Source organism: Roseateles paludis (genome assembly GCF_039872745.1).
Taxonomy (GTDB): domain Bacteria; phylum Pseudomonadota; class Gammaproteobacteria; order Burkholderiales; family Burkholderiaceae_C; genus Pelomonas; species Pelomonas paludis.
Genome location: NZ_JBDPZD010000002.1, coordinates 1,048,100 through 1,072,667, shown reverse-complemented (window position 1 = coordinate 1,072,667; position 24,568 = coordinate 1,048,100). Strand labels below are relative to the sequence as shown.

Genomic DNA, 24,568 nt, shown 5'->3' with positions numbered 1-24,568 from the left:
GACGAAGGCATGATCGCCTCAATGAGCGCCCAGCCCTACTTTGACGCCGTCACTCTGGCGCAGGCGATGGCCATCTTCAACGCCTACTCGGTGGTGGTGTGGCTGGTGCTGGGCGAGCTGTTCCGCATCTCGCCCCAGGCCTGCCGGGCCATGGCCCTGGGTCATGCCTTGCGGCTGGTGACCGTGCTCGTGGGGCCGCTGCTGCTGGCGGCGCCCGTGTTGGGCAGCCTGGTCTTTGCGTGGCTCAGCATCGGCAGCACGCTGGCCCTGGTGATCGCCTGGCAGCGCATCCTGCAGGTGCGCAAGGGGCGGCGGCTGCCCTGGGCCGTCGCGGGCCTGGCGGCCGTGGTGGTGCTAGTCTCGGGCATCGTGGGCCGGGGCGATGTGGCGCGCCTGGCGGCCGGCCTCTGTCTGGTCATCCTGACGGCGGACGCCTGCGTCCAGCTGCGCCGGACGTTGTGGCGCCGGCTGCCGTTGGGGGTGTCGCTGGGCTTGGCGTTGCCTTTCGTGGGCTGGGCGGTCTATGGCCTGGTGCGGTCGGCGGCCTTCTACGTGCCGGCTTGGGGCGAGCACTTCATGCAGCAGGGGCAACCCACGGCGCTGACGATCGCCTTGTCGTGGCTGCTGCATGCCGGCGTGTCGCTGAGCGTGCTGATCCTGCTGCTGTGGCGCCTGGTGTCGCGCGTGCAGACCCTGGTGCGGCTGGACGGCCTGACCGGCGCCTTGAGCCGCCGCGCGTTTGAGTCGGCCCTGCTGACGGCGCTGGCCTGGCTGCGGCGTGGCCGGCCCTTTGCGTTGGTGATGATCGACATCGACTTCTTCAAGCGCATCAACGACCAGCACGGCCATGCGGTGGGCGACGCGGCGCTCAAGCATTGCGTGCGCCTGTGGCGCAGCAGCCTGCGCGAGAGCGACCAACTTGCCCGCATCGGGGGCGAGGAATTCTGCGTGGTGCTGCCGGGGGCTGACCTGACCCTGGCCGCCTCGATCGCCGAGCGCATGCGCAGCCGCCTGGCGCAGACGCCCTTGCGCTGGAAGGGGCTCAGCATCCCCATCACGGCCAGCTTTGGCGTCGCCCTGCCCGCCACCGGCGACGAAACGGGCGATGCCACGCTGGCCCGGGTCGATGCCGAGCTCTACCGCGCCAAGGCCGCCGGGCGCAACTGCGTGTGCGTGGCGGGGGAGCCGGCGCAAGCCGCTGAAGCGGGCGGCTCAGGCCCCGCCCTGCCGGAGGGCGCCGCATGATTGGCGCGCCCGAGACCCACTCGCTGCTGCTCGCGATCGTGATGATCTGCGTTGTGTCCAGCGTCATCTGGCTGTGCATGGCCACGGTGGCGCGCATCGCGCCGCAGGCGTCCTACTGTGTGGCGGCAGCCAACCTGGCACAGGCGGCATCCATCGCCTTGCTCAGCCTGAGTGGCCGGGCGCCGGACGCCTGGACCCAGTGGCCGAGCGACATGCTGGGCGTGGCCAGCTTCGTGCTGCTGCACCACGGTGTGCAGCGCATGACACGCGGCCCCGCCTCCTGGCCCTTGACGCTGGGGAGCCTGTTGATCGTGGGCCTTGCGCTGGCCTGGCTGCCGGGCGTGGCGCAGACGGCGCTGGCCCTGCTGGCCTCGGCCGGCTTTGCGCTGGCCGCCGCCGCCAGCCTGCGCAGCCGCCCGCTGATCCGCAACGATGCCGAGCGCTATGCCTTCGTGCTCTGGGCGCCGCTGCTCCTGACCGGCCTGCTGCTGGCGCTGCGGGGGCTGGAGCTGGGCTTCTTCCCCGGCACGTTGGCCGCCGTGCGGGGTCTGCAGCTGCTGGACGACAGCTTTCTGTGGATCGCCATCGTCGTGGTCCTGCTGCAGAACACCTCGCTGGCCTTCCTCGTGCTGCTGCGGCTGGTGCTGCGCATCCAGCAGCTGCACGAGAGCGATGTGCTCACCGGTGCCCTGAACCGCCGCGCCTTCGAGGCCGCCCTGGTGCGTGCCCACCACGACGCCCGGCGCAACGAGCCCTATGCCCTGGTCATGCTCGACATGGACCACTTCAAACGCCTGAACGACAACCTCGGCCACGCCGCCGGCGATGCGGCGCTGCGCCTCATGGTGCAGGCCGTGTCGCCCTGCCTGCGCGAGGTGGACCGCCTGGGCCGCTTGGGCGGCGAAGAGTTTGCGGTGCTGCTGCCGCGTACCAGCCTGGCCGGCGCCGCCCTGGTGGCCGACCGCATGCGCACCCTGCTGGCCGAGCGCGCCTTTGCGTGGAAGGGCCAGGCCTGGCCGCTGAGCGCCAGCTTCGGCATTGCCGAGGTCGAGCCCGGCGACGCCAATGCCGAGGCCGTGCTGGCACGGGCCGATGCGGGGCTCTACCTGGCCAAGTCACAGGGCCGCAATATCGTGCAGTCCGTCTGACTAAGATCCGGCCCCATGCCTGCAGACCACAGCCCCGACATCGATCTCAGCCACCTGCAGGACCTGCTGGATGCCTTGCCCGCGCCCTGCGAGCCGCTTGACGTCAGCATGCTCGACGGCTACCTCTGCGGCGTGCTGCTGCAGCCCGAGGCCGTGCCCATTGCGCAGTGGCTGCCACCGCTGCTGGACGCCGATGGCCGCTTTGATGGCCGGGCGGACGACGAACTCGTCGCCCTGCTGCGGCGGCGCCACCGCGAGCTGAACCTGGCCATCTCCGCGCGGCAGTGGTTCGACCCCTGGGTATTTGAGCTGGACGGCGAGGGCGACGGCGATCCCAACCCCAGCGAGACCGTGCTGCCCTGGGTGGCGGGCTTTGCCCACGCCATGGAATGCCACCCCGCGCTGATGAACTTTCCTGAGAGCGCGCTGCTGGAGCCCTTGGCCGCGCTCTACATGCACCTGGACCCCGACGATCTCGAAGACGCCGACGACCTGCTCGAAGAGATCGAGTCCCTGGAGCCGCCGGCCGACCTGGACGAGGCGGTGGAGGGCCTGGTCAGCGCCGTGCTGATGCTGGCCGACGTGTCGCGTCCGCTCAAGGGCGGCAGCACGCCGCGCCCCGCGCGCCCCGGGGCTGGCCCGCGCCGCAGCCCGCCGCGCCCGGGCGGCAAGCGCTAAGCCTTACCTGCTTACCCGGCCCTGACCCGGCCTGCAATGCCACAGCGGCTCGATCAGGTATCACAGTGCCTCGCCATCGAGGGCGCCGCCGCCGCCAAGTTTTTCACGGCCGCGCTGCGGCACGCCGGCCGCGGCGGGGCAGGCCTGACTAAATTGGCCGACTGCCGTTGATCGACTCATGGCTGCCCGCGCCCGGGCGGCTGGCGTTGCCGGCTCCTGGAAGTTGGCAGCATGCAGCACCCCCGATTGGCCCGAGCGCAATGCGCACGCCGTGCCCCGCAACACCCGGCACCCGGGGCGCGCCGGACCGGAACAAACGCACACATCCGGCCCACTTGCTCCGTTCAGACAGCGCGTAAGTTCCTATGCTGGCCGGCAAGGCTTCATCAAGTGGTCGCGATGAAGCCGGGAGGATTCCAGACATGCTGCCGGCCCCCGTTGCATTGCGCACCCCATGCTGACGCTCTCTGACTCGCACGAGACCGTCGCGAAGCTTGCGCGGGCGCGCCGCTATGCGCATGCCGTGCTGGTGCTGCTGGTATTGCTGTCGGTGGTGCTGGCCCTGCACGGCGATTGGCTGGCCCTCTTTGCCTTGCCCTGCATTGCCTGGCTCGCGGCGCTGTGGCCGCCGGCGCCCATCCTGCGTCCCCCCGTGGCCGACCCGACCGAAGCCGCGCGCGCTCGCACGCACGAGCTGCTGCAGCGTGTGCTGCCGCTCTGGAGCAAGCAGCTCGACCTGCTGGGCACCGAGCTGCGCGAGGGCGGCGAGCGTGTGATGTCCGACTTTGCCGGCCTCATGCAGGAGCAGGAGAACCTTAAACAGGCGCTGGAGCTGCCCGTGCCTGACAAGGCGCATACGCACCTGGCCGTCACCCGCTCCGAAGCGCTCTGCGATGCCGCCCTGCAAGGCATGCAGATGGTGGACCGCGTGGGGCAAATGATCGACGTCATCAAGCTTGACCAGCAACGCATGGCCGAGCAGCTGAAGCAGGCCGAAACCCTGGATGCCGCAGCCGTCGAGCAGTGGTTGGCGCACCTGAAATCCACCTACACCACCGCCGAGCAGGTGGCCGTTCACCAGGGTGAGCGGCCGGCTGCAACGACCGGTGGCGTCCAGTTCTTTTGATGTGAAGAGGTTGAACGGATATGAGCAAAACCATCATGGTCGTCGACGACTCGGGCAGCTTTCGCACCGTGGTGAAGCTGGCGCTGCAAAAGGCTGGCTACACGGTGATGGAGGCCGGTGACGGCAAGGACGCGCTGGCCAAGCTGGCGGGCGCCAAGGTCAATCTCATCGTGTGTGACGTGAACATGCCCAACATGGACGGGCTGACCTTCCTCAAGACCTTGAAGACCTTGCCGGCTCACAAGTTTGTGCCCGTGATCATGCTGACCACGGAATCCCAGGAGGCCAAGAAGGCCGAGGGCAAGGCGGCGGGCGCGCGCGCCTGGATCACCAAGCCCTTCCAGCCCTCGCAGTTGGTGGACGCTGTCAACAAGCTCTGCGTCTGAGCCATGGCCCGCAAGGCAGCCTCACGCAAGCCGGCGGCCACAGCCGCGTCTGGCGGCGTCAGCTTGCTCGCGCCGGCCGACTTCAACATCGTGCAAGCCTCGGCCCTGCATGCCGACTGGCTGCCGCGCCTGCTGGATGCCGCTGACGCGCCGCAGCCCTGGGTGCTCGACGCCTCGGCCGTGCAGGAGTTCGACAGCGCGGCCCTGCAGCTGATGCTGGCGCTCAAGCGCGGCCTGGTGCAGCAAGGCCAGACCTTGAGCCTGCAATCGCCCAGCGCCGTGGTGTTGGCCGCGTTGCAGACCTACGGGCTGGACCAGAGCCTCGAACCCTTGGCCTTTGCCGACTGAGGTGAGCATGAGCATGGGCATGAGCGATGACGACGCCGAGATCCTGGCCCAGGCCGTGGCTGGCTTCAGCGACGAAGCGCAGGAGATGCTTCAGCAGTTCGAGGACGCCATGCTGGTGCTGGAGTCCGACCCGTCCGATGCCGAGAGCCTCAACGCCGCCTTCCGCGCCGCCCACACCATCAAGGGCACGGCGGGCCTGTTCGGCTTCACCCGTGTCGTGCAGTTCACCCACGAGGCCGAGACCCTGCTCGAAGCCCTGCGCTCGGGTGAGCTGGTGCTCTCCGAGCCCGTTGTGGCCGTGCTGCTCGACAGCCGCGACCAGATCAGCCGCTTGCTGGCGGAGTTGAGTGACGCCGAGCCCTCGCCTGACACCGACGCCCTGGGTTTGGCGCTGGTTGCGCGCCTGCGTGCGCTGCGCGGCGCCCCGCCCCCTGCATCGGCGCCCGCGCCAGCCCCCGCGCTGGCCCATGCGGTTGAACACGAGGCCACCCCGGATGCCCCGCCGTGCTGGCATCTGTCCGTTCGCTTCGGGCCTGATGCGCTGCGCAATGGGCTCGACCCGCTGGCCTTCCTGCGCTACCTGGCCAAGCTCGGCGATGCCTCACGCATCCGCCTGCTGTCCGAGACCATCCCCGCTTTGGACAGCCTGGATGCCGAGGCCTGCCACATCGGCTTCGAGCTGCGCCTGCTCAGTGACAGCACCAGCCGCGAGGAGCTGGAATCGGTGTTCGAGTTCGCGCTCGACGACTGCGACCTGCGCATCCTGCCGCCCGGCAGCCCCCCCGCCGACTTTGAAGACCTAGCCCAGCACCGCTGCGGCGATGCGGCCGAGGCGCGCGCCGCGCTCTTTGCCTGCTGGGAGGCCCTGGGCCTGCGCTTTCCGCTGCGCATCGAGCCGGCCGCTGCGCCGGATGCGGCGGAGGACGACGCCCCCGCCGCCGTGCCCCACATCGAGCGGCGTGACCCCAACGCGCCCAGCAACCGCAATGACCGCCGCAGTGGCGAGGGCGACCGGCGCAATGGCGGCCGCGACCGCCGCGCCGGCGACGAGACCCGCTTCGTGCGCGTGCGGGCCGACAAGCTTGACCACCTGATCGACCTGATCGGCGAGTTGGTGATTGCCGGCTCCGGCGCCCAGATGGTGGCCCACCTCGAACAATCGACCCCGCTGCTGGAAGCCGCCGAGCGCGTGATGACCCTGGTGCAGGACACGCGCGATGCCGCGCTGGGCCTGCGCATGGTGCCCATTGGCGAGACCTTTGGCCGCTTCCACCGCGTGGTGCGCGACCTCTCCAAGCAGCTGGGCAAGGACATTGAACTGGTGGTGAGCGGCGGCGACACCGAACTCGACAAGTCCATGGTCGAACAGATCGCCGACCCGCTGATGCACCTGGTGCGCAACAGCCTGGACCACGGCATCGAGCTGGCCGCCGACCGCATCGCCGCCGGCAAGGCCGCCACCGGGCGCCTGACCCTCAATGCCTACCAGAAGGCGGGCGCCATCGTCATTGAGGTGGCTGACGACGGCAAGGGCCTGGCGCGCGAGCGCATCCTGGCCAAGGCGCTGGAGCGCGGCCTCGTTCAGCCAGGCCAGACCCTGAGCGACCACGAGGTCTGGCAGCTGATCTTCCTGCCCGGCTTCTCGACGGCCGATGCTGTGACCGACATCTCCGGGCGCGGCGTGGGCATGGACGTCGTCAAGCGCAACATCGAGTCGCTGCGCGGCACCATCCAGCTGTCCAGCGAAACCGGGCACGGCACCACCACGCGCATCAACCTGCCGCTGACCCTGGCCATGATCGATGGCTTCCTCACCCTGGTGGGTGGCGTGCACTATGTGCTGCCGCTGGCTTCGGTGTCGGAGTGCATCGACGTGCCACCCGAGCACGACGACTCACGGCGCGTCAGCGGCACCTTCAATCTGCGCGGCGAGGTGCTGCCCTGGCTGGACCTGGCGCGCTTCTACGGCGTCGAGCCCACACCGCTGACGGCCAGCTCGCGCCGCAGCGTCGTGGTCGTGCGCCACGCTGACCAGCGCGTCGGCCTGGTGGTGGACCGCCTCATGGGCGAGCACCAGACCGTCATCAAGCCGCTCTCCAGCATCTTCGAGCACCTCAAGGCCCTGGCCGGCTCCACCATCCTCGGCTCCGGCGATGTAGCCCTGGTGCTCGACATCGGCGGGCTGCTGGCCCATGCGCAGGCTCTGGACGCCCAGAGCCCATCTCCTCATCACGGACAACTGGCGAAAGAACGACCATGTTGAATGCCTTCCGCAAGTTGCTGCTGTGGCAGCGCTTCCTGTTACTGGGTCTGATCGGCGTGGTGGCAACGTCGGTGCCGCTTTACCACGTCGTCCACGACGAGAATGAGCAGATCCGGGTGGCTGTTGAAGAGGATGGTGGCCTCGACTACATCCGGCCTTCGCTGCTGCTGATGAAGGAGCTGCAGACGCATCGCGGCCTCTCTGGCATGGCACTGCAGGGGGACGCAGACGCCGTCAGTCGGCGGCGCGAGTCGGCGGCGGCTGTTCAGCGCCAGCTCGACGAGCTTGGCAAGTTGCTGACAGCCAGCGGTGGCTACAAGAACAGCATGGCAGCCCTGCAGACGCTGGCGCGTGACTATCAGCAGGTGGCTGAGCGAGTTGGCGCCAAGCAGCTGGATGTTGGAGCCAGCTTTGCAGCGCATGGCGAGTTGGTGCGCCGTGCCTTGGGTTTGATCGAGGTCATCGGCGATGAGTCCGGCTTGGCTTTGGACCCCGTGGCAGAAAGCTACTACGTGGTCACGACGGTGGTGGACTCGCTGCCGCAAGTCGCCGAGGCCCTGGCGTCTGCCCGCGGGCGCGGTGCAGCCTTGCTGGTGCAGTTGCAGCAGAGCAAGGACGTCAGCGGTGTTGACCGCGCCGATGTGGTCAACATCGCGCGCAACGCCGAGTTCTGGTTGGCGCGTGCCAAGCAGCAGCTGGACAAGGCAATCGCCCTTCGCCCTGAGCTCAAGACCAAGTTGGACCAGGCTTTGCGCGAAGCCGAGGCCTCGGGCCGGAGCTTCGACGAGAAGGCACGTGCCGAGGTGATGAGCAGCAAGCCCGGCATGTCGGGGTCGGACCTGTTTGCGCTCGGCACCCGTGCGGTGAACGCACAGTATGAGCTGCATGTAGCGGCGACCAATGCGCTGGAAGACCTGCTGCACGAACGCATCCACAGCGGCACACGCAACCGCAACATCCTTCTGGGCAGCCTGTTGGCGCTGTTGGCCGCTGGTTTGGCCGTCGGCGTGGTTATCGTGCGTTCCGTGAGCGTGCCCATGCAGCGCGCGGTGCGCGCCGCGCAGGCCGTGGCCTCGGGTGACCTGGACTTCGACACCCACGACAGCGCCCGCGACGAAGTGGGCCGCCTGCTGGCCGCCATGGGCGACATGCAGAGCCAGCTCAAGGACCGCATCGCGCGCGACGCTCGCATCAGCGCCGAGAACGGCCGCATCAAGGAGGCGCTCGACAACTCGGCCACCGCCGTGATGCTGGCCGGCCCGGACTACCGCGTGCTCTACGCCAACAAGTCGCTGCAAGCGATGCTGGGCCGCCACGAAGCCGAGATCCGCGCCAGCGTGCCGCGCTTTGCCGTGGCCGAGCTGATGGGCGCCAGCATCGAAGGCTTCCACAACAACCCCAGCCAGCTGCACGGCACGCTCGAGCAACTCAAGGGCACGCACACCGCGCGCGTCAAGCTGGGCGCCCGCGTGTTCGACCTGGGCTTCAGCCACGTCTTTGATGCCCAGGGTCAGCGCGCCGGCACCATCGTCGAGTGGGTGGACCGCACCGAGGAGCTGGCCGCTCAGGAGGCCGCCGCCGCCGTGGCTGCCGAGAACTCGCGCGTGCGCCAGGCGCTCGACACCTGCTCCACCAACGTGATGATCGCTGGCGCCGACGGCCACATCGTCTATTTGAACCACTCGGTGCAGGCCATGATGCAGCGCAACGAGGGCGCGCTGCGCAAGTCGCTGCCGCAGTTCGACGCGCGCCGCCTGATGGGCGCCAACTTCGATGCCTTCCACCGCAACCCCGGCCACCAGCGCAACCTGCTGGGCAACCTCAAGGGCGAACACCGCACCGAGATCCAGGTCAGCGGGCTGACCTTCTCCCTGGTGGCCAACCCCATCCTCGACGACCAAGGCAAGCGCCTGGGCACCGTGGTGGAGTGGAAGGACCGCACCGGCGAAGTGGCCGCCGAGCGCGAGATGAGCCAGATCGTCGAGGCCACCGTGGGCGGCGACTTCACCCAGCGCATTGAGCTCGAAGGCAAGGAGCCCTTCTTCCGGGTGCTGGGCGAGCGCTTCAACACCCTGGTGGACACGGTGTCCGGCACCATCCGCGAAGTGACGGTGGCGGCCGAGCAGCTCAACGCTGCCGCCGAGCAGGTCTCGCAGACCTCGCAGTCGCTGTCGCACTCGGCCTCGCAGCAGGCCGCCAGCGTCGAAGAGACCACCGCCTCGCTGCAGGAGATGGCCGCCAGCGTCAAGCAAAACGCAGACAACGCCAACGTCACCGACCGCATGGCCACCCAGGCCTCGGGCGAGGCCATGCAAGGCGGCCAGGTCGTCAGCCAGACAGCCGACGCGATGAAGCAGATTGCCACCAAGATCTCCATCATTGACGACATCGCCTACCAGACCAACCTGCTCGCGCTCAACGCTGCCATCGAAGCTGCGCGGGCTGGCGAGCACGGCAAGGGCTTTGCGGTCGTCGCGGCCGAGGTGCGCAAGCTCGCCGAGCGCAGCCAGGTGGCGGCGCAGGAGATCGGCAACCTGGCCGGCTCCAGCGTCAAGCTCGCCGAGGAGGCTGGGCATCTGCTCAGCTCCATGGTGCCGTCCATCCAGAAGACCAGCGAACTGGTGCAGGAGATCTCAGCCGCGTCGGGCGAACAGGCCGACGGCGTGCAGCAGATCACCGGCGCCATGAACCACCTGTCCAGCTCCACGCAGCAGACGGCCTCGGCCTCCGAGCAGCTGTCTGCCACTGCCGAGGAGCTGTCAGCCCAGGCCACACAGCTGCAGGAGCTGATGGCCTATTTCAAGATCGACGCCGACGTCTCGGCGCCCGGAACGCGACAGCGGCGCTGATAAGCGCCCAGCCGTCGCCACCAAGGAGCAGTCCCCATGCGCAGCAACTTGCCCGTGACCCAGCAGGAGTACGTGCTGAGGGATGGCATGACCATCGTCTCCAAGACCGACCTCAAGGGCCGCATCACCTACGTCAATGACGACTTCATCGAGGCGAGTGGCTTCACCACCGACGAGCTGATCGGCCAGCCGCACAACATCGTGCGCCACCCCGACATGCCGGAGGAGGCCTTCGAGGACCTGTGGACCACGCTCAAGGCCGGGCGGCCCTGGACCGGCCTGGTCAAGAACCGCTGCAAGAACGGCGACCACTACTGGGTGGTGGCCAATGCCACGCCGGTCAAGGAGGGAGGCGCAGTCGTTGGCTATATGTCCGTGCGCACGCGCCCGACGCGGACTCAGGTGGACGCCGCTGACGAGCTGTACCGACGCTTCCGCGAGGGCCGTGCCAGTGGGCTCAGGATCCAGGACGGCGTGGCGGTCAAGACCTCATGGCTGTCAGGTCTGGCGCGGACCTGGCAGCAACTGGCCCTGTTGCAGCGCTTTGCGATCTTGATGGTTGCGCTGCTGGTGGCAGGCGCCATGGGCGGTGTGCTGCTGAGCCGCAATCTGCTGGGGGCCGGCTTCTTCTTCGGAGTGGCGGCGCTCGCGGCTGCCTTGGTGCTGCAGACCGTGGCGCGCGTGGCGCGCGTGCTGCGCACCGCCGGAGATCAACTGGAGCAGTTCGGGCAGGGCAACTTCGATGGCATCGTGGAGCGAGGCAGCCGTGACGAGACCGGCGAAATGATGATGGCGCTGCGGCGCGTGCAGACGCGGCTCGGCTTCGAGTTCGCTGACACGCGGCGCCGCGCCGAGGACGCCGAGCGCATCCGCCAGGCGCTGGATGTGGCCGCCACCAACATGATGGTGGCCGACGCCAGCTACAACATCATCTACACCAATGCCTCGCTGCAGGCCATGCTGGCCACCGCCGAGCCCGACATCCGCAAGGACCTGCCGCAGTTCAGCGCCGCCACCGTGGTGGGCACCAATATCGACAGCTTCCACAAGCAGCCCTCGCACCAGCGCGGCATGCTGGACCGGCTGAGCGGCGTGCACAAGACGCGCCTGCACATCGGGGGCCGGCGCTTTGACCTGATCGTGAATCCCATCGTGCGCCAGGGCAAGCGCCTGGGCATGGTGGTGGAGTGGAAGGACATCACCGCCGAGCTGGCGGCGCAGGAGCGCGAGCAGGCCATGGCCGCTGAGAACGCCCGCGTCAAGCAGGCGCTCGACACCTGCTCCACCAACGTGATGATTGCTGGCGCCGACGGCCACATCGTCTACCTGAACCACTCGGTGCAGGCCATGATGCAGCGTAACGAGGCTAGTTTGCGCAAGGTGCTGCCGCAGTTCGATGCAAGCCGGCTGCTGGGCGCCAACTTCGACAGCTTCCACCGCAATCCGGCGCATCAGCGCAACCTGCTCGGCGCGCTCAAGGCGGAGCACCGCACCGAGATCCAGATCAGTGGCCTGACCTTCTCCCTGGTGGCCAACCCCATCGTCGATGCGCAGGGCGCGCGCCTGGGAACCGTCGTGGAGTGGAAGGACCGCACGGCCGAGGTGGCGGCCGAGCACGAGATCAATCAGATCGTCGAAGGCGCGGTGCAAGGTGACTTCACGCAGCGCATCGAGCTGGAGGGCAAGGACGCCTTCTTCAGCATGCTGGGCGAGCGCTTCAACACCCTGGTGGACACGGTGTCCGGCACCATCCGCGAAGTGACGGTGGCGGCCGAGCAGCTCAACGCTGCTGCCGAGCAGGTCTCGCAGACCTCGCAGTCGCTGTCGCACTCGGCCTCGCAGCAGGCCGCCAGCGTCGAAGAGACCACCGCCTCGCTGCAGGAAATGGCTGCCAGCGTCAAGCAAAACGCAGACAACGCCAACGTCACCGACCGCATGGCCACCCAGGCCTCGGGCGAGGCCATGCAAGGCGGCCAGGTCGTCAGCCAGACAGCCGACGCCATGAAGCAGATCGCCACCAAGATCTCCATCATTGACGACATCGCCTACCAGACCAACCTGCTCGCACTCAACGCAGCCATCGAAGCTGCACGGGCTGGCGAGCACGGCAAAGGCTTTGCGGTCGTCGCGGCCGAGGTGCGCAAGCTCGCCGAGCGCAGCCAGGTGGCGGCGCAGGAGATCGGCAACCTGGCCGGCTCCAGCGTCAAGCTCGCCGAGGAGGCTGGGCATCTGCTCAGCTCCATGGTGCCGTCCATCCAGAAGACCAGCGAACTGGTGCAGGAGATCTCAGCCGCGTCGGGCGAACAGGCCGACGGCGTGCAGCAGATCACCGGCGCCATGAACCACCTGTCCAGCTCCACGCAGCAGACCGCCTCGGCCTCCGAGCAGCTGTCTGCCACCGCCGAGGAGCTGTCGGCCCAGGCCACGCAGTTGCAGGAGCTGATGGCTTACTTCAAGCTGCTTCGGTCAGGCGGCGGTGGCGATGCCGCAGCCCCAGCCCGCGGCCGCCGCAGCGAGCCCGCCGCCCGCCCAGAGCCCGCTGCTCCGGCGCGGCCCGCACCGGGCAGCAGTGCCCGCCCGCGCAGCCGCCAGGGCCAGACCTCGGCCCGGCCCTGGGGCAGTGACGGCCCGGACGGCGCCCAGCCGCAAGGGGGCGTCGATGAGTCCAAGTTCAAGCGCTTCTGAGGTCACATGAGCGTCGCAGACCTCGTCGAATCGAACGCCGCTACCGGCCTGCGCCAGATGCTGCGGCTTGCCTGTGGGCAGGCCCAGCTGCTGGTGCCCATCGATGTGGTGCGCGAGATCCTGGAGCATGGCCGGCTGACGGTGCTGCCGCGCACGCCCGACTTCCTGCACGGCGTGATGAACCTGCGCGGCGCCGTGATTCCGGTGGTGGACCTGCACGCACGCTTTGGCTTCGGGCGGGCCGTGGTGGAAAAGCGCAGCGCCATCGTCGTGGTCGAGGTGCCCGACTCCCAGGGTCATGACATGCTGGCCATGGGCCTGCTGGTGGACGCCGTCTTCGAGGTGCTGGACGTCGAGTCCACGGCCGTCGAGGCCGTGCCGCCGCTGGGCATGCTGGTGCCGCCCGCCTTCGTGGCCGGCATGGTCAATGTGCGTGACAGCTATGCCTGCTTGCTGAACCTGGCGCACACGCTGTCGCCGCCCGAGTTGGCGCGCCTGATCGGGCAGGGGCAGTCGCAAGGGCAGTCGCAGGGGCACGGGCAGAGGGCGGGATGAGCAAGCTCTCCGACGCCGCCTTCCGCAGCGTCTGCGACTACTTCTGGAGGGTCTCGGGCATCCGCCTGACCGATGCCAAGCGCGCGCTGGTGCTGAGCCGCCTGCACCGCCTGGCGCTGGAGCACGGCCACGACGACCTCGACAGCTTCATCGAGCGCCTGACGCGTGGCCAACTGCCCAAGGCCGCCGAGGTGGCCGTGGTGGACCGGCTCACCACCAACGAGACCTATTTCTTTCGCGAGCCCGCGCACTTTGCCGACCTGCGCGAGCGCGCCCGCAAGCACTCGGGCCCGCAGGGCCGCAAGGGCGATTTCCGCGTCTGGAGTGCCGCCAGCTCCTCGGGCGAGGAGGCCTACAGCGCCGCCATGCAGCTGGACGACACGCTGGGCGATACGCCCTGGCGCATCCACGGCACCGACCTGTCCACCACCGTGGTGGCGGCCGCGCGCACGGGCCTGTATGCGCTGGACCGTGCGCAAAGCCTGTCGCAGGATTTCTTGCGGCGCTACTGCCTGCGCGGCGAAGGGCCCTACGAGGGCCAGATGCTGATCGACCGCAAGCTGCGTGCGCGGGTGGATTTCCAGTGCGCCAACCTCACACAGCCGCTGCCCGATCAGCTGCCGATGTTCGACGTCATCTTCCTGCGCAACGTGCTCATCTACTTCGAGCCCGCGGCCAAGGCCGACATCGTGCGGCGCGTGATCACCAAGCTCAAGCCCGACGGCGTGCTCTACACCGGGCATGCCGAGTCGCTCTCGGGCCTGGGCCTGCCGCTGGCACCTGTGGCCCCCGCCATCTACCGCCATGAGTAGCCCGCCTGCGCCCTTGCCATCGCAGACCATCGGCTGGCACGCCAGCAGCAGCCCGGTCATCAGCCTGCTGCCCGGCGAGCTCTACTTTGGCCAGCGCCATTTGCTCAAGACCCTGCTCGGCTCCTGCGTTGCCATCACGCTGTGGCACCCGCAGCGGCAGCTGGGCGGCATGTGCCACTACCTGCTGCCCAACCGCGTGCGCCGCCCCGAGGAGAAACTCGATGGCCGCTATGGCGACGAAGCCGTGCTGACCCTGCTCAATGCCATCGAGCGCGCCGGCGCCAAGCCCAGCGACTTCATCTGCCACCTCTACGGCGGCGCCGACACGCTCTCGGGCGCCACGCAGACCAAGTTCAACGTCGGCGAGCGCAACATCGAGCAGGCCTGGACCATGATCGACCGCTACGGCTTCCAGATTGACGGCATCGACGTGGGCGACGACGTGCCGCGCCACGTCAGCATTGACCTGCGCACCGGCCTCGTCGATGTGCGGCGCGGCCCGCCGGTCAAGGTCACCGCGAGGGACAGCTGATGTGCGCCTTGCGAGTGGCCGTCATCGATGACTCCGCCGTGGTGCGCAAGCACCTGACCGAGCTGCTGGAGAAGGCCGGCATCGAGGTCTGCATCACCGCCAGCGACCCGCTCTTTGCCTGGCCCAAGCTGCAGGCCGACTGGCCCGACGTGATCGTGCTCGACGTGGAGATGCCGCGCATGGACGGCATCAGCTTCTTGCGCAAGCTGATGGCCGAGCGGCCCACACCGGTGGTGATGTGCTCGACGCTGACCGAGGCCGGCTGCGAGACCACCTTGCAGGCCCTGGCCGCCGGCGCGGTGAGCTTTGTCACCAAGCCCAAGATCGGCCTGCGCAGCTTCCTGGAGGACGCCGGCAACGGCCTCGTCGCCGCCGTGACGGCGGCCGGGCGGGCCAACCTGCGTGCCTTGGTTCCCATGCCACCCATGCCGCCCGCCACGCCCATGGCCGCCGGCGCGCCGGCCCGTGCCCCGCTGCCCAGCCCGGCCGACACCAACATGGCCATGGCCCAGACGACCGACAGCCTGATCGCGCTCGGTGCTTCGACCGGCGGCGTGCAGACCCTGGAGAGCCTGCTGCGGCAACTGGCGGCCCGCAATGCCGCACCGCCTGGCATCGTCATCGTGCAGCACATGCCGGCGCAGTTCACCAAGGCCTTTGCCGAGCGCCTGCGCGGCTGCACCGGGCTGGACGTGCTGGAAGCCAAGGACGGCGACCGCGTGCTGCCCGGCCGCGTGCTCATCGCGCCCGGTGCCCACCACATGATGCTGCGCCGCAGTGGCGCGCAATACCTGGTCGAGGTGCGGGACGGACCCCTGGTCAACCACCACCGCCCGTCGGTGGATGTGCTGCTGCGCTCGGTGGCCCAATGCGCCGGCCGCAACGCCGTGGGCGCGCTGCTCACCGGCATGGGCGACGACGGCGCGCGCGGCCTGCTGGCCATGCGCAAGGCCGGCGCCCACACCTATGCGCAGGACGAGGCCAGCTGCGTGGTCTACGGCATGCCCAAGGCTGCGGTGGAGATGGCGGCGGCCGAGCGCTCGGTGCCGCTGGCGGAGATGGCCGAAGTGCTGTTGGGGGCGGCGCGGGCGTAGGCAGAATCCGGCGCTTGCCGCCTGCGCTCTCGCGCCTTTGTCGATGCCCCACGCCGCCGTTTCCCGCCTTTGCCCGCGCTTGTGCCTGGCCGCGCTGCTTCTATGCAGCCTGGTCCTGCCAGCCCAGGCCCAGCGCCTCACCCCTGACACGCCGGATCTCGCCCCGCGCGAGCGCATCCGGCTCGACACCGGCTGGCGCTTCCACAAGGGCGACCCCGAGCCCGCCGCTGCGCGCCTGATCTACGACGTGCGGCCCGAGGTGACGCAGTCGGCCGACGGCAAGGTGGCCGATGCGCGGCCCGACGAGGCCGTGCAGACCCAGTCCCGCGAGGGCGTGCTCAAGCCCTGGATCCTGCCCACCGCCAACCCCTTCATCGGCGACCCGGCCAAGCGGCATCTGCGCCCCGCAAGCCACCCCGGCGCCGAGCTGGCCGTGATGCGGCCCGACTTTGATGACAGCGCCTGGCAGGCCGTCACGCTGCCGCACGACTGGGCGGCAGCCGGCCCCTTCCTGCCCACCGGTCCCTATGGCGGCATGGGCCGTCTGCAAACCTGGGGTCCGGTCTGGTACCGGCGCGCGCTGGACATCCCGGCCACTGACGCCGGCAAGTCGCTCTACCTCGACGTCGATGGCGCGATGGCCTATGCCACCGTCTGGCTCAACGGCAAGCTGGTGGGCGGCTGGCCCTATGGCTACAACAGCTGGCGGGTGGACCTCACGCCCTATGCCGAGCCCGGCAAGTCCAACCAGCTCGCCATCCGGCTCGACAACCCGCCCGAGTCCGCCCGCTGGTACCCAGGCGCCGGCCTCTACCGCCACGTTTGGCTGACCAAGACGGCGCCAGTGCAGATCGGCCACTGGGGCACGGTCGTGCGCACGCCGGAGGTCTCGGCCGACAAGGCCAGGCTGACGATGGAAGTCACCATCACCAACCGTGGCAGCCAGGCGGCACGCGCCCAGGTGGAGACCGAGTTCTTCGCGCTCGGCAGCAACGGCCAGCCCCAGGGCCCCGCCGTGGCCCGCATCCGCTTTGCCACCGTGCAGCTCGCGGCCAGCGCCGAGCAGACGTTGAAGGGCGAGGCCACGGTCCTCAAGCCCCGGCTCTGGGGCCCGCTGCCGCAGCAACAGCCGCACCGCTATGTGGGCATCACGCGCGTCCGTCAAGGCGGCCAGGTGGTGGATCGCGACGAGACGCGCTTTGGCATCCGCGAGGTCCGCTTCGACCCGCAGCAGGGCCTGCTGGTCAACGGCCAGCACGTGCGCATCCAGGGCGTCAACAACCACCACGACCTGGGCGCTCTCGGCGCGGCCTTCAACCTGCGTGCGGCCGAGCGCCAGCTGGAGCTGCTGCAGGGCATCGGCGTCAACGCCATCCGGCTCTCGCACAACCCGCCCGCGCCCGAACTGCTGGAGCTGACCGACCGGATGGGCCTGCTCGTCATCAACGAGATCTTCGACTCGTGGGAGCTGAAGAAGACGCCGCTCGACTTCCACCTCGTCTTCCCCGACTGGTCTGAGCCCGACCTGCGCGCGATGCTGCGGCGCGACCGCAACCACCCCTCGGTCGTGCTCTGGAGCGTGGGCAACGAAGTGGGCGAGCAGTACACCGGCGAGCGCGGCGCCGTTGTGGCGCGCCGCCTGGTGCAGATCGTGCGCGAGGAAGACCCGACGCGCCCCACCACCACGGCCATGAACTTCGCCAAGCCCAGCATGCCGCTGCCGGCCGAGGTCGATGTGATCGGCCTCAACTACCAGGGCGAAGGCATCCGCCAGGAGCCCGAGTTCGAGGGCACGGACCGCATCCGCACACCGCCGCAGTACCAGCCCTTCCGCACGCGCTTCCCGGGCAAAGCGGTGGTCAGCACCGAGACGGCCTCCGCCTTCAGCAGCCGGGGCGTCTACCTCTTCCCCGTGTCGACGGCCAGCACCTCGATCACGCGCGATGGCCGGGGCGGCGACTCCAAAGCCCGCCAGGTGTCCAGCTACGAGCTGCATGCGGTGGACTTCGGCTCCTCGGCCGACAAGGTCTTTGCCGCGCAAGACCGTCACCCCTTCGTGGCCGGCGAGTTCGTCTGGACGGGCTTCGACCACCTCGGCGAGCCCACGCCCTACTACGACTCGCGCAGCAGCTACTGCGGCATCTTCGACCTCGCCGGCTTCGCCAAAGACCGCGCCTACCTCTACCAGGCCCGCTGGCGCCCCGAGCTGCCCATGGCCCATCTGCTGCCGCACTGGACCTGGCCCGAGCGTGTGGGTCAGGTCACGCCGGTGCATGCCTTCACGAGCGGCGACGAGGCCGAGCTGTTCTTGAACGGCCGCTCACTCGGCCGCAAGAAGATGGGCGCTTTCGAGTACCGGCTGCGCTGGGATGAGGTCGTCTACGAGCCGGGCGAGCTCAAGCTCGTGGCCTACCGCAAGGGCCAGCCCTGGGCCACCGACACGGTGCGCACGGCGGGCCCGGCGGCCCAGCTGCGCGTCAGCGTGGACCGCACCGAGCTGCGGGCCGATGGGCAGGACCTGGCTTTCGTGACCGTGCAGGTGACCGACGCGCAAGGCCAGCCCGTGCCGCGTGCCGACAACCGGCTGCAGTTCAGCCTCGAAGGGCCGGGCGAGATCGTGGCCACGGACAACGGCGATGCGACCGACCTGGAGGCCTTCCCGTCGCTGACGCGCAAGGCCTTCAGCGGCCAGGCCCTTGCCATCTTGCGCACGCGGGCAGGCCAAGCGGGAGCCTTGCGCGTGCAGGTGCAGGCTGTGGGCTTGGGCGCCACCAGCGCGTCGCTGCGCAGCAGCCTCAGGTAGCCGGCTCAGGCCTGCGGCAGACGGAAGCGCGAGACCTCGTCAGCCAGCGCATCAGCCAGCTGCTTCATGCTGGCGGCGGCTGCAGCGGTCTGCTCGACGAGGCCGGCGTTCTGCTCGGTGTTCTGCTGCAGCTGCTGGACGGCGGCGCCGATCTGCTGGATGCCCTGGCTTTGCTCGCGCGAGCCGTTGGCCACCTCGGCCAGCAGGCCATCCACCTTGCGGGACTCTTCGACGATGTTCTGGATCGTGCCGGCCGCGCGGCGCACGGTCTGGGTGCCGCTCTCCACGCTCTCGACGTTGGACTGGATCAGGGTCTTGATCTCCTTGGCGGCACCCGCGCTGCGCTGCGCGAGCGAGCGCACCTCGGCCGCCACCACGGCGAAGCCGCGGCCTTGCTCACCGGCGCGAGCGGCCTCCACAGCAGCGTTCAGCGCCAGGATATTGGTCTGGAAGGCGATGCCGTCGATGGTGCCGATGATGTCGGCGATGCGGGCCGAGGCGCTGCGGATCTCCTCCATGGTGCTGGCCACTTCGGACATCACGGCGCCGCCTTCGGTGGCGGTGCCGGCATTGCGGCGCGCCACGTCGGCAGCGGTGGCGATCAGGCCCGAGCCATTGGCCACGGTGGTGGAGATCTGCTGCATCGACGAGGCCGACTGCGCGAGATTGCTGGCCGCTGCCTCGGTGCGGGTGGAGAGGTCTTGCGCGCCTTGTGCCACCTCGTCGCTGGAGCTGACGATGCGGTCGCTGGAGGCCCGCACCCGCGCCACCACGGTGGCCAGCGAGTCCTGCATGGTGGACAGGTCGTTGAGCAGCCAGGCCGCCTCGTCATTGCCCCAGGCGCGGGGCCGGTGGGTCAGGTCGCCCTGGGCGATGGCGTTGAGGTAGCGGCGCACTTCGCTCAGGCCGCCTCCCATCACCTTGTAGAACGAGAAGAACAAGTAGCCCGCCAGCAGCAGCGCCACCAGGGCCACCACGACCACGCGGGTCACACGCTGGCGCAGCGCGGTGCGCAGGTCGTCCACATAGGTGCCGGTGCCCAGTACCCAGCCCCAGGGCTCAAAGGCCATCACGTAGGAGAGCTTGTCCACCGGCGCCTCGCTGCCCGGGCGCGGCCACTGGTACTCGACAAAGCCCTTGCCCTGGCGCTTGGCCACGTCCACAAAGGCGCGGAACAGGTACTTGCCGTTCGGGTCCTTCAGGTCGCCTACCTCCTTGCCGTCCAGCTCGGGCTTGATGGGGTGCATCACCACCCGAGGCTCCATGTCGTTGAGCCAGAAGTACTCATTGCCGTCGTAGCGCATCAGGGCAATCGCCTTGCGGGCGGCATCCTGGGCTTGTTCACGCGGTGTGCCGGCCTTCTCAAGCCCGTAGGCCCACTGCAGCACGCCGTGCGCCACCTCGACGTGCTGGCGCAGCGCGTCCTCGCGCGCTTCGCGGGCGTCGGCAGCGCCGCTCAGCAGTTGCCAGACCAAGAGGCCCAATAGCGGCAAGGCAAAGCAGGCGGAGATCAGCAGTGCCTTGCTCGGGAAGCGCAGCTGGCGGAAGAGCCGCACACCGGGTGCCCACAGACCGTGGTGCGCAAAGAAGCCGCTGGACGAGGGGGCACTGGACGAGGCGTAGGGCATGGGCAAGGGGGCAGGGGGCCGGAAGGTTCGAGTCGGCCGCACTCGGCGGCAAGCCGAACATTCTGTGCAGCCCCGTGCGGCTAAGCGCGCGTCAGCCGCAGCGCGGCGTGACGCGCTTCACACCCGTCACTTGATCCGGAAAAAGCGGATGCGCACCGCCGGCCCTTCACTGGCCGGCGCGCCGCCCAGCGTGCCGACGAAGCTGTGTTCGTTGAGCCACTGGTGCGGGCCCAGCGGTGCCTCGAAGTTGACGAAGGTCTTGATGTCGTAGACCCCTTCGCCGCGCTTGAACAGCGTGCCACGGTTGTGGATGTGAATGACGGTGCCGTCGTCGGCCTGGATGAAGTAGCTGGCGTCGATGTCGATGTGGCCGTCGGGGCGGATCAGCTGCCAGTCCCAGCCGCCGGACAGCACCTTGCCCTTGAGGCGCGGCCCTTCGAAGCGCCCGCCGGTGATGGGGATGAACTGGCGCTGCCCGCGCGGCGTGCGGCCCACCGGCACGGCGGCGCCGATGGTGACGATCTCCTCGAAGGCGAACTCGGTCTCGGGGCCAGCGGGGGGCGCGTCGGCCGCGCGTGCGGTGGCCAGGGGGAGCAGGAAGGCAAGCAGGAACAGGGAGCGACGGATCATGGCGGCGGTGGTGAGGTGTCAGCGTGCGCCCTGCGGTGCGGCCCGGTAGTCGGACGGGCTGCGGCCAAAGCGGCGGCGAAAGCGGTTGGTGAAGTAGAACGGGCTGGCAAAGCCCACCATCTCGGCCACGTCGGCGACGGACTGGGCGGTGGTGCGCAGATAGTGTGCCGCCATCTCCAGGCGCCGCGCCTCCATGTAAGCCTGGGGCGAGAGCCCCGTGCCGCGCCTGAACAGCAGGCAGAACTGCGAGCGCGACAGGCCCGCATGCGCGGCCAGCCGGTCGATATTGAAGGGTGCGGCCAGCTCGCAGTGGAACTGCTCCAGCACCTGCTCGATGCGCGGGTCCATCTCGCGCGCGCCTTCAGGCCGCGCCTGCGCGGCCGCCACGCGCAACAAAAAGGCCTCCAGCAGCGCCTCGACGATGGGCTCGCGGCCGGGCAGGTCGGGCTCGGTCAGGTTGAAGTGGTGCGCCGCCTCCAACTGCGTCGCCAAGGTGACACGCAAGGACACGTCGGCCACCGCGTGCAGCTGCCAGCGTGTGGCGGGGTCGAACCAGGGCAGGTGGCTCGTCAGCCGGGGCGTCGAGCGAAAGTGCAGCCAGTAGAACTCCCAGCCCATGCGCGGCTCGGGGATGCGGTAGCGGCGCGGGTGGCCCGGGGCCAGCAGCAGCAGCTCGCCCGGGCGGGTCTGCACGGTCTCGCCGTCAAAGGCCACCTCGCCCTTGCCCCGCAACGTGAAGTAGCCGTTCCAGTGCGCGAGGTTGCCCTCGGCCCAGCCACGGGCCTCGCGCCGGCTGTTGAAGTAGCCGGTCATGGGCATCATGGGCCCGGTCGATCCGATCACGCCGCGCATCGTCCGATGTTATAGGCGGATCACCCGCGCCTTGATTCACGGCCCCCGGGGCGGCTGGCTAGAGTCGCCTCCTTTGCCGTTTGGCACCGCTTTCAAAAAATTGGAGACCGCCCGTGAGCCGAGCCCGATCCGCCGTGTCGTTGCCCCTCTCGCTGCCCCGTGCCCTGCTGCTTGCGCTGGCCTCCCTGGTGAGCAGCGCCCAGGCTGGGCAGGCGCCGGCCGATGCAGCCGTCACGCGCCGTGTCGAGGCCTTGCTCAAGCGCATGACGCTCGACGAAAAGATCGGCCAGCTCACGCAGCTCGGTGCCGGCATGCCCGGCCCCAACAAGGAAACCACCGACGAGCTGATCCGCGCCGGCAAGGCGGGCTCGGTGCTCTGGACCATCAACTCAGCCGACATCGAGCGCATGCAGCGCGTGGCCATGAAGGAGAGCCGGCTCGGCATCCCTCTGCTGTTCGGCTTCGACGTGATCCATGGCTACAAGAACGTCTTCCCCGTGCCCCTGGGGATGGCCGCGAGCTGGGACCCGGGCCTCGTCGAGCGCGCCCAGGCCATGGCGGCCAGGGAGTCCTGGGTGTCGGGCGTCAACTGGACCTTCTCGCCCATGGTGGACATCGCGCGTGATGCCCGCTGGGGCCGCATCGTCGAAGGTGCGGGTGAGGACACCTTCCTGGGCATCGCGATGGCGCGCGCCCAGGTGCGCGGCTTCCAGGGCCCCAAGCTCGGCACGCCCGAGCGCGTGCTGACCAGCGTCAAGCACTTTGCCGCCTACGGCGCGGCCGACGGCGGGCGCGACTACGACTCCGTCTATGTGCCCGAGGTGCAGTTGCGCAATGTCTACCTGCCGCCCTTCCAGGCCGCCGTGGACGCCGGTGCCGGCACGGTGATGTCGGCCTATATGACGCTCAACGACGTGCCGGCCTCGGGCAATGCCTGGCTGCTGCGCGACGTGTTGCGCCAGGAGATGGGCTTCAAGGGCTTTGTGATCAGCGACGCCTGGGCCGTGCACTCGCTCAAGGTCCACGGCTACGCGACTGACGAGGTGGATGCGGCCGCGCGCGGCTTGAGCGGCGGCGTGAGTATGGACATGGGCAGCAATACTTATCTCAAGCACCTGCCCGGCCTCGTCAAGGCCGGCAAGCTGCCTATCAAGGTGGTGGACGACATGGTGCGCGAGGTGCTGGCCGTGAAGGTCCAGATGGGCCTCTTCGAGCGCCCCTATGGCGACCCGTCGCGCAAGGACGCTGTGCTCAACGATCCAGCTCACCGCGCCGCCACGCGCGAGGCTGCGCAGAAGTCCATCGTGCTGCTGCGCAACGAGGGCGCGCTGCTGCCGCTCAAGGCCAACCTCAAGCGCATCGCCGTCATCGGCCCGCTGGGCGATTCGGCCGAAGACATCAAGGGCTCCTGGACGCTCGAAGCGGCCGGCGCAGCGGTGTCGGTGCTGGAAGGCATCCGTGCCCGCTGGCCGCAGGCGACCGTCGACTTCGTGCGCGGCGGCGACATGCAGCGCGCCTACCCGCTGCCCTGGGATGCTGATCAAGGCAAGCCCGCGCCCAGCCTGATGCCCGCTGCCGAGATGGCCACCGAGCAAGCGCGCGCCGTGCAGGCCGCGCAGCAGGCCGAGGCCGTGGTGATGGTGCTGGGTGAGCGCGCCAACATGAGCGGCGAAGCGGCATCCACCTCCGACCTGCGCTTGGGCGGCAACCAACAGGCGCTGCTGGAGGCGGTCGTCGCCACCGGCAAGCCCGTGGTGTTGGTGCTGCTGAACGGCCGGCCGCTCGACATCAGCTGGGCCGCCGAGCACGTGCCCGCCATCGTCGAGGCTTGGTTCCCTGGCACCGAGGGCGGCAACGCGATTGCCGACGTGCTCTCGGGTACCGTCAACCCGGGCGGCAAGCTGCCCGTGAGCTGGCCGCGCAGCACCGGCCACGCCCCGGTCTACTACAACCACAACCGCACCCATGCGGACGAGACCGATCCCAAGTTCACCTCACGCTACGCGAACCTCACGTCCAAGCCGCTATACCCCTTCGGCTTTGGCTTGAGCTACACGAGCTTCCGCTACAGCGACATGAAGCTCGATCGCGCGGCGATCCATCCCGACGGCCGCTTGCAGGTGTCCGTCACCGTCGAGAACACCGGCGCCGTGGCCGGCGACGAGGTCGTGCAGCTCTACGTGCACCAGCGCGCTGGCAGTGCCGCGCGGCCGGTGCGGGAGTTGAAGGGCTTTCAGCGCGTGACGCTGGCTGCGGGCGAGAAGCGGGTGGTCAGCTTCCCGGTGGGCCCGGATGAACTGAAGTTCTGGAGCCCGGTTTCGCGCCGTTGGGCCGTGGAGACGGGGGTTCGGGATGTGTGGGTGGGTGGGGACTCCCTGGCGGGCTTGCGTGGGGAGTTTGAGGTGAAGGGGCGGTGAGGGCAGGACCCGGCATGGGTCTCACCATCAATCTGCACCAGCGAAAAACGGCAAAAGGGGCGACCCACTCGCCCCGACCCCAACGCCGCGTCAGCCAATCATCTTGTTGACGACCTGGAGCAATTCCAGCGGGCTGAAGGGTTTGGTCAGGTAGTCGTCCGCCCCGGCTGAGTAGCCGGCGGCGCGGTCGGCCTGCTGGCCCTTGGCGCTGAGCATCACGATCTTGGCCTTGCGCAGGCCACTGTCGCCGCGCACGCGGCGGCAGACCTCGATGCCGTCCATGCCGCCCGGCATCATCACGTCGAGCAGGATCAGGTCGGGCCGTTGGGCCTTTGCTTGTGCCAAGGCGCTTTCGCCATTGGCGGCTTCACCGAGCTCGAAGTTCTCAAACTCCAGCGTCACGCGAATGAGTTCACGGATGTCGTCCTGATCTTCGACGATGAGTACCTTTTTCACCGTGAGCGCCTTTCTCTTTCCAGGCCAGTATGCCCAAAATCGGTCCGCGCCCAGGTGCGCC

Annotated in this window: 19 protein-coding genes; 15 read left to right on the top strand and 4 right to left on the bottom strand. The window is 69.0% G+C overall.

Annotated elements, in window-relative coordinates; genetic code table 11:
* Nucleotides 1–21: 21 nt before the first annotated feature.
* The 14 genes from ABDJ85_RS10795 to galB all read left to right on the top strand — a co-directional run bounded on the left by ABDJ85_RS10795 (nt 22) and on the right by galB (nt 18,524).
* Complete coding sequence (locus ABDJ85_RS10795; protein WP_347704762.1) at nt 22–1,245, top strand: GGDEF domain-containing protein; 1,224 nt, start codon at nt 22–24, stop codon at nt 1,243–1,245.
* Entirely contained in the window at nt 1,242–2,393 is a 1,152-nt protein-coding gene (locus tag ABDJ85_RS10790; RefSeq protein WP_347704761.1) for a GGDEF domain-containing protein, read from the top strand. The genes ABDJ85_RS10795 and ABDJ85_RS10790 overlap by 4 nt, the downstream gene beginning before the upstream one ends.
* 15 nt (nt 2,394–2,408) lie before the next feature.
* Nucleotides 2,409–3,071 (top strand): YecA/YgfB family protein, encoded by a 663-nt coding sequence (locus ABDJ85_RS10785; RefSeq protein WP_347704760.1) that lies wholly within the window; start codon nt 2,409–2,411, stop codon nt 3,069–3,071.
* Between the two features lie 454 nt (nt 3,072–3,525).
* Nucleotides 3,526–4,197: a hypothetical protein gene (locus ABDJ85_RS10780; RefSeq protein WP_347704759.1), complete on the top strand. Its 672-nt coding sequence runs from the start codon at nt 3,526–3,528 to the stop codon at nt 4,195–4,197.
* A gap of 20 nt (nt 4,198–4,217) precedes the next feature.
* Complete coding sequence (locus ABDJ85_RS10775) at nt 4,218–4,583, top strand: response regulator (protein WP_347704758.1); 366 nt, start codon at nt 4,218–4,220, stop codon at nt 4,581–4,583.
* A gap of 3 nt (nt 4,584–4,586) precedes the next feature.
* Nucleotides 4,587–4,931 (top strand): STAS domain-containing protein, encoded by a 345-nt coding sequence (locus tag ABDJ85_RS10770; RefSeq protein WP_347704757.1) that lies wholly within the window; start codon nt 4,587–4,589, stop codon nt 4,929–4,931.
* Between the two features lie 19 nt (nt 4,932–4,950).
* Entirely contained in the window at nt 4,951–7,194 is a 2,244-nt protein-coding gene (locus ABDJ85_RS10765; protein ID WP_347704756.1) for a chemotaxis protein CheA, read from the top strand.
* On the top strand, nt 7,188–10,043 hold the full coding sequence (locus tag ABDJ85_RS10760; protein WP_347704755.1) for a methyl-accepting chemotaxis protein: 2,856 nt from the start codon (nt 7,188–7,190) through the stop codon (nt 10,041–10,043). The genes ABDJ85_RS10765 and ABDJ85_RS10760 overlap by 7 nt, the downstream gene beginning before the upstream one ends.
* A gap of 36 nt (nt 10,044–10,079) precedes the next feature.
* Nucleotides 10,080–12,728 carry a methyl-accepting chemotaxis protein gene (locus ABDJ85_RS10755; protein WP_347704754.1) on the top strand — a complete coding sequence of 883 codons (2,649 nt, stop codon included), beginning with the start codon at nt 10,080–10,082 and terminating at the stop codon, nt 12,726–12,728.
* A gap of 6 nt (nt 12,729–12,734) precedes the next feature.
* Nucleotides 12,735–13,283 (top strand): chemotaxis protein CheW, encoded by a 549-nt coding sequence (locus ABDJ85_RS10750; protein ID WP_347704753.1) that lies wholly within the window; start codon nt 12,735–12,737, stop codon nt 13,281–13,283.
* Nucleotides 13,280–14,095, top strand: coding sequence for a CheR family methyltransferase (locus ABDJ85_RS10745; protein WP_347704752.1), 816 nt, complete (start codon nt 13,280–13,282; stop codon nt 14,093–14,095). Before ABDJ85_RS10750 ends, ABDJ85_RS10745 begins: the two co-directional genes overlap by 4 nt.
* The gene (locus ABDJ85_RS10740) at nt 14,088–14,627 is read left to right on the top strand and encodes a chemotaxis protein CheD (RefSeq protein ID WP_347704751.1); all 540 of its coding nucleotides are present in this window, start codon (nt 14,088–14,090) and stop codon (nt 14,625–14,627) included. The genes ABDJ85_RS10745 and ABDJ85_RS10740 overlap by 8 nt, the downstream gene beginning before the upstream one ends.
* Nucleotides 14,627–15,721: a protein-glutamate methylesterase/protein-glutamine glutaminase gene (locus ABDJ85_RS10735; RefSeq protein ID WP_347704750.1), complete on the top strand. Its 1,095-nt coding sequence runs from the start codon at nt 14,627–14,629 to the stop codon at nt 15,719–15,721. The genes ABDJ85_RS10740 and ABDJ85_RS10735 overlap by 1 nt, the downstream gene beginning before the upstream one ends.
* 43 nt (nt 15,722–15,764) lie before the next feature.
* Entirely contained in the window at nt 15,765–18,524 is a 2,760-nt protein-coding gene (gene galB, locus ABDJ85_RS10730; protein ID WP_347704749.1) for a beta-galactosidase GalB, read from the top strand.
* 5 nt (nt 18,525–18,529) lie between these two features.
* Here galB and ABDJ85_RS10725 read toward each other — a convergent pair whose 3' ends face one another.
* The 3 genes from ABDJ85_RS10725 to ABDJ85_RS10715 form a co-directional block, all read right to left on the bottom strand.
* On the bottom strand, nt 18,530–20,152 hold the full coding sequence (locus tag ABDJ85_RS10725) for a methyl-accepting chemotaxis protein (RefSeq protein WP_347704748.1): 1,623 nt from the start codon (nt 20,150–20,152) through the stop codon (nt 18,530–18,532).
* A gap of 126 nt (nt 20,153–20,278) precedes the next feature.
* Nucleotides 20,279–20,782 (bottom strand): DUF3237 domain-containing protein, encoded by a 504-nt coding sequence (locus ABDJ85_RS10720; RefSeq protein ID WP_347704747.1) that lies wholly within the window; start codon nt 20,780–20,782, stop codon nt 20,279–20,281.
* A gap of 18 nt (nt 20,783–20,800) precedes the next feature.
* Nucleotides 20,801–21,604, bottom strand: coding sequence for an AraC family transcriptional regulator (locus ABDJ85_RS10715; protein WP_347704746.1), 804 nt, complete (start codon nt 21,602–21,604; stop codon nt 20,801–20,803).
* 164 nt (nt 21,605–21,768) lie between these two features.
* Between ABDJ85_RS10715 and bglX the strand changes: the two genes are divergently transcribed.
* Nucleotides 21,769–24,051, top strand: a complete 2,283-nt coding sequence (gene bglX, locus ABDJ85_RS10710; RefSeq protein WP_347704745.1) for a beta-glucosidase BglX — start codon at nt 21,769–21,771, stop codon at nt 24,049–24,051.
* A gap of 90 nt (nt 24,052–24,141) precedes the next feature.
* Here bglX and ABDJ85_RS10705 read toward each other — a convergent pair whose 3' ends face one another.
* Nucleotides 24,142–24,507, bottom strand: coding sequence for a response regulator transcription factor (locus ABDJ85_RS10705; RefSeq protein WP_347704744.1), 366 nt, complete (start codon nt 24,505–24,507; stop codon nt 24,142–24,144).
* Nucleotides 24,508–24,568 lie beyond the last annotated feature (61 nt).